Origin of the sequence: Nocardiopsis sp. TNDT3 (assembly GCF_003427465.1) — a bacterium.
Classification (GTDB): Bacteria; Actinomycetota; Actinomycetes; order Streptosporangiales; family Streptosporangiaceae; genus Nocardiopsis; species Nocardiopsis dassonvillei.
Window position 1 is genome coordinate 1 of sequence record NZ_QPFC01000555.1, and the last position, 5399, is coordinate 5399.

A 5399-nucleotide genomic window follows, 5' to 3' on the forward strand; every position below is an offset into this window, starting at 1 on the left:
CCGGACCGTGACGGCTCGCGGGGATGGCCGGAACCGCTGACGGCGAGGAGCCGTTCAGCGACCGGGGGCAGAGCCGTTCACAGGGCCGAGGCGGCGCCGCTCATGGCCGGGGCAGGGGCACTTCCGGGCCGGAGGCGGAACCGCTCACGGCGAGGCGGCGAGGTGTTCGTCGAGGAACCCGTCCAGGCCGTGCCGGGTGACCTGGCTGGCGAACCCTCCCCAGTTGAGGTCGAACATGTGCTCCGCCCAGGGGATCTCCAGGTGCCGGTGCGGGACCCCGGCCGCGTCGAGCCGGGCGGCGAGGCGGCGGTTGTCCTCCGGGCCCACGAACAGGTCGTGGCCGGGCGTGATCAGCATCGTGGGCGGAACCTCCGGCGAGACGTACGTGATGGGCGAGCTCATCGCGTACTCCTCGGGCAGCTCCGCCACGGAGCCGCCCATCAGGCGCTCGCTCTCCTCCAGGAGGTCGCCGCCCATCGGGGAGTTGCGCTGGCGCCAGGGCAGCTCGGGCGCCTCGGCGGTACCGTCGGCCACCGCGTACCAGGCCACGACCGCGTCGACGCCGGTGTCGGGCACGTCGCAGCTCGGGGGGATCTCCTCGTCCGAGCTGTACGCGGCCAGGAGGGCGAGCAGGCCGCCCGCCGACTGGCCGGTGACGGCGATCCGGCCGGGGTCGGCCCCGTACTCCGCGGCGTGCTCGCGGGCCCAGCCGATCGCGCACTTGACGTCGGAGACCGGCACCGACCAGTCGCCGTCGGGGAAGTAGCGGTAGTCGACGTCGAACACCACGTGTCCGTTGTCGGCCAGCCACACGTCCCAGCGGGGCAGGAGGCTCTGCGGCAGGTCGTCCGCGCCTCCGTGGACGTTCACCACGATCGGTGGCGGGGCGTCCCCCCGCCGCCGCTCGGGCTCCCACACGTCCAGTTCCAGGTCCTGCGGGTCGGAGGCGTCCCCGACCGCCGACTCGCCGGTGCGCAGGTAGACGCGGGTCTCGGGTGCGCGGTCGGCGCTGGTGGCGAGTCCGGCGGCGTACTCGCCGAGGTCGAGCCGGGCTCCCTCCGCGTGTGCGGTGGACCAGGTCGTCCCGGGCGGGACGAGCGCGGCGACCAGTACCGCGCCGTTGGCCGTGGCGGCCGCCGCGGCGAGGCGCCGACGCCACACCGCTCCCCTGCTTCCCGCGTCCGGACGCCGCCCGGTGCCCTCGCGGAAGCGCGGCCTCCCCGCCGCGAACAGGGCCGGGACCAGGCCGACGACGGCCAGGGCGGCGAACACCAGGCTGAACTCCAGTACCAGCAGTCCGTACTGCCACGCGTCCCAGGAGGGCGGCGGCAGCAGGACGAGCGCGGCGGCGCCCGTGCCGACAAGCGCGGTCGTGCCCGCGAGGGCGGTCGCCAGCCAGCGGGCGGCCGCGGCGGCGCGGTTCCGTCGGTCCATGGTCTCCCCTTCGAGAACTCTTTCGATACGTACGTATCGATACGAACGTATCAGAACGGGGGGTGTGTCAGAATGTGGCCGTGCCCAGGTACGTGGACAAGGACGGACGCCGCCGGCAGGTGGCCGCCGCCCTGCACCGGATCGCCGCCCGCGAGGGCCTGGAGAGCGTCAGCATCCGCACCGTGGCGGCCGAGGCCGGACTCTCCGTCGGAGCCGTCCAGCGCGACTTCGGGACCAAGGAGGCGCTTCTCCTCTTCGCCATGCACGAGGTCGTCGACGCGGTCGCCGCGCGGCTCGCCCGGGTGCGGATCGGCCCGGGGCTGCTGTCCTTCGCCGAGGGGCTGCGGCAGGTGCTCACCGACCTGCTGCCGACCGACGACGAGCGCCTGGCCGAGGCCCGCGTCTGGTCGGCGTTCTACGCCCGCGCGGCCGTGGACGCCGAGTTCGCGGAGGTCCTGGCCGGGTTCGACGTCCGGGCCCGCGCCGCTCTGCGCGCCGCCGTCGGCTGGGCGGGCGAGCAGGGGGAACTGGCCCCCGGGCAGGACCCGGACGCCCTGGTGGAACTCCTGCTGGTCCTCGTGGACGGGATCTGGCTCAGCGCCGTCCGCCAGCCCCCGGGCGCCCCGCTGGACGCCCAGCGCGCCGCGGTGGAGGCGGCGGTCGCGGCGGTCACACGCGGATAGACGTCCCGTACGGGCAGGCGTCCCGTGCGGGGAACGTCCGCGCCGTCGGTGCGGGCGCCAGTCGGGACGGCCCGCGGGGGCGGGGGCGCCGGGAAGGTGGAGGCTCCTGCGGCCGCCTCCCGTGTGCGGTGCGGCCCCGTCGGCAGCGCCACCGCGATGGCCTCGTGGTCGCTCAGGGCCGTTTCCCTCTTCCCTTCGCGCGGCCGTACCGCCCCGGTGAGCGCGGTGCGGGGCGGCGTTCGCGGCCCCGGCCACCGCCCGCACCGGTACCGCCCCCGTGGACGCGGTGCGGGGGAGGGGCTTCCAGGGAAGGGTGATTTAGGTTAGCCTTACCTGACTGTCTTCTATTCGAGGTGGTCGCCCGTGAACGCCCCCGTTCCTCCTCCCGCCGATCGCGCCCGTTCCACCCTGGCCCGCGGCGGTCCGGTGACCGTGGCGGCGGCCTCGGACCGGTTCGGCGAGGCGGGGACCGTGTACCTGGAGGAAGCCCCCTGCCACGTGCACGCCGACGGCGCCGTGAGCCTCCTGCTGCCCGACGGCCACCCGCTCACGGCCCCCCGTCCCAGGGGCCCCGTGGTGATGGCGGAGTTCACCGACCTGTCACCCGTGCTGATGCGCGACAGGGTGCGGGCGGTGCTGTGGGTGAGCGGCGCCGTGGAGGCCCTGGAGCACGCCCACGCCCGCGTACGCGCGGCCCGGCTGCCCGAGGCCGCCACCGACGACCGGCTGCTGGAGATCGGGTACGGCCTGACGATGGTGGTCCTGCGCACCGCCCTGGTGGTCCAGTCCGACCACGACGGGGCCCACGTGCTCGATCCGGCCGAACTGGCCGCCGCGCGCCCCGACCCGTTCTGCCTCTGGGAGGCGCCCTGGCTGCGCCACCTCGACGAGGACCACCCGGACCTGGTGGGCGACCTGCTGGCCGCCGCTTCCGGCGCCGCGCGCGGAGGCCGACCCAGGCCCCTGGGCGTGGACCGCCTCGGGCTGCGGCTGCGGGTGGAGACCGCGCGGGGCCACCACGACGTACACCTGCCCTTCACCCGCCCGGCGCGCACCCCCGACGACGTCGCCGTCCAGGTGCACCGGCTGGCCGGACACCCCGTCCCCCAGGGCTACGACCGCGGATGAGCGGCCACCGGAAGGCGGGCGCGGCCGAGGGGTCCGAGGGCGCGGCCACGACCGCCCACCAGCGGCCGCCGCACCGGCCCGATGACATTTGTCAGTGCGCGCGCCGGTAGGTTCCCCCGTGCGGCCGGTGATAACGGCGTCTGTTCCGTGTGAGCCGTTCCGCGGGAACCTGGGGACATGACGACGACAGCGAGCACCGCAGCGACCGGCCCCGGCCGACAGGACGCCACCGGCCCGGCGGTGGTCGTCCGCGACCTCCACCAGCACTACGGCGACTTCGAGGCGGTCAAGGGGGTCTCCTTCGAGATCCACCCCGGCGAGCTCTTCGCCCTCCTCGGGACCAACGGCGCGGGCAAGACCACCACCATCGAGACGATGGAGGGCTTCCGCCGCCCCAGCTCCGGCAGTGTCCGGGTCTTCGGCCTCGACCCCTACGGCCAGCCCGCCGGAGTCCGGGAGCGCACCAACGCCGTCCTCCAGGGCAGCGGCCTGCTGGAGGACCTGACCGTCGCCGAGACCCTGCACCTGGCCCGCGACCTCGCGGCCGCGCCCAGGGACACGGACGAGACGCTGGAGCTGGTCGGCCTCGCCGACAAGCGCGGGGTCGCGGTCCGCCAGCTGTCCGGAGGGCAGAAGCGCCGCCTGGACCTGGCGCTGGCCCTGCTGACCAGGCCCGAGGTCCTGTACCTGGACGAGCCCACCACCGGCATGGACGCCGAGGGCCGCATCGAGACCTGGCGCATCGTCAACGACCTCAAGCGGGAGGGGGTGGCGGTCCTGCTCACCACCCACTACCTGGAGGAGGCCGAGCGGCTCGCCGACCGGCTGGCGATCATGCACCGCGGCGAGGTCCGCGTGGAGGGGACGATCCAGGAGGTCCTCGCGGGTTGGGGCGACCGGGTGAGCTTCGTGCTGCCCCCGAACGTGCGCACCGCCGACCTGCCCCGCGTCGAGGGCGCGGACGTCTCCGTGGAGACGCGCGGCCAGGCGCTGTGGGCCACCTACACGGTCACGCGGGGGGACGTCGAGGAGAGGGCGCACCACGCGGTGGCCGCGCTCATGTCCTGGGCCGTGGAGAACGGTACCGTCCTGCGCAGCCTCCAGGTGCGCAGCGCCTCCCTGGAGGACGTGTTCCTCCGGGTCGCCGACGGCGCCGCCGACCTGGTCTGACGCGCGCCGCAGCGCTCCGTGCCCCCCTGCCCCGCACAGTCCTTCGAGGAGACACCGCGATGACCGCGAACACCGCCGCCCCCGCCACCGACGCCACCGGCGTCCGACCCGGCGTCCGACCCGGCGTCAGCTGGGCCAGGCAGGCCGTCCGCCTGGCCCGAACCGAGTTCACCCTGTTCGCCCGGTACAAGACCGCCTGGATGTACCTGGCCCTGCCGCTCTTCTTCGCCTTCATGACCACGAACCTCCCCAATGACGAGGTCGTCCCCGGCTTCGGGATGGGGCAGATGGCCATGGTCGCCACCATCGGCTCCATCGGGCTCATCCTGGGCGTCGGCCACCCCTCCAACGTGTTCACCGCGCGGAGGGAGTCCCTGGTCCTCAAGCGGCTGCGGGTCAGCGGGGTGCCCCAGTCGGCGGTCTTCGGCGGCGTCATCGGGGCCGTGGTGGTCTTCTCCCTGGCGATCACGGTGGTGGTGGCCGCCCTGGTCCTGGTCTTCTTCGGCAGCCTTCCCCGGGACCCGCTGATGCTCGCCGTGGCGGTCGTCCTCAGCTCCGTCATGTTCTCCCTGATGGGGCTGCTCATCACCCCGATCGTCCGCAACGCCGAGTCCGCCCAGATGATCTCGATGCTGCCCATGCTGGTCCTGCTGTTCGTGGGCGGCGGACTCATCCCGCTGGAGTTCCTGCCGGAGACCGCTCGCGTGATCATCGGCTTCGTTCCGTCGGTCCCCGCCGGGGAGATGGCGCAGACCGCCTACTCCGGCTACGACGCCTTCCGGGGCTTCGGGGACGGGGAGGAGAAGGGCTACCTCGCCCTGTGGGTCGCGGCCCTGCCCTCCATCGGGATCATGCTCGCCTGGATCGCGGTGCTGGCCCTGCTGGTGCGCCGCTACTTCAGGTGGGACCCCCGCCAGCCGTAGGGCGGGGGCGGGGCGCCGGGGAGGCCGGGGACGGACGGCCTGCCCCGGCCTTCTCCCGTGC

General features: G+C 74.3%; 5 protein-coding genes. 4 read left to right on the forward strand and 1 reads right to left on the reverse strand.

Going from position 1 to position 5399, the window contains the following annotated elements; translation table 11 throughout:
- Positions 1 to 144: 144 nt before the first annotated feature.
- Positions 145 to 1434: an alpha/beta hydrolase gene (locus DQW06_RS14310; protein ID WP_117198621.1), complete on the reverse strand. Its 1290-nt coding sequence runs from the start codon at positions 1432 to 1434 to the stop codon at positions 145 to 147.
- 74 nt (positions 1435 to 1508) lie between these two features.
- Between DQW06_RS14310 and DQW06_RS14315 the strand changes: the two genes are divergently transcribed.
- The 4 genes from DQW06_RS14315 (at position 1509) to DQW06_RS14330 (ending at position 5338) form a co-directional block, all read left to right on the forward strand.
- Positions 1509 to 2117 carry a TetR/AcrR family transcriptional regulator gene (locus tag DQW06_RS14315; RefSeq protein ID WP_117198623.1) on the forward strand — a complete coding sequence of 203 codons (609 nt, stop codon included), beginning with the start codon at positions 1509 to 1511 and terminating at the stop codon, positions 2115 to 2117.
- 363 nt (positions 2118 to 2480) lie between these two features.
- Positions 2481 to 3245 carry a DUF2470 domain-containing protein gene (locus tag DQW06_RS14320; protein WP_117198624.1) on the forward strand — a complete coding sequence of 255 codons (765 nt, stop codon included), beginning with the start codon at positions 2481 to 2483 and terminating at the stop codon, positions 3243 to 3245.
- A gap of 177 nt (positions 3246 to 3422) precedes the next feature.
- Positions 3423 to 4415, forward strand: coding sequence for an ABC transporter ATP-binding protein (locus DQW06_RS14325; RefSeq protein WP_013156463.1), 993 nt, complete (start codon positions 3423 to 3425; stop codon positions 4413 to 4415).
- A 59-nt stretch (positions 4416 to 4474) separates the two neighbouring features.
- Positions 4475 to 5338 carry an ABC transporter permease gene (locus DQW06_RS14330; RefSeq protein ID WP_013156464.1) on the forward strand — a complete coding sequence of 288 codons (864 nt, stop codon included), beginning with the start codon at positions 4475 to 4477 and terminating at the stop codon, positions 5336 to 5338.
- Positions 5339 to 5399 lie beyond the last annotated feature (61 nt).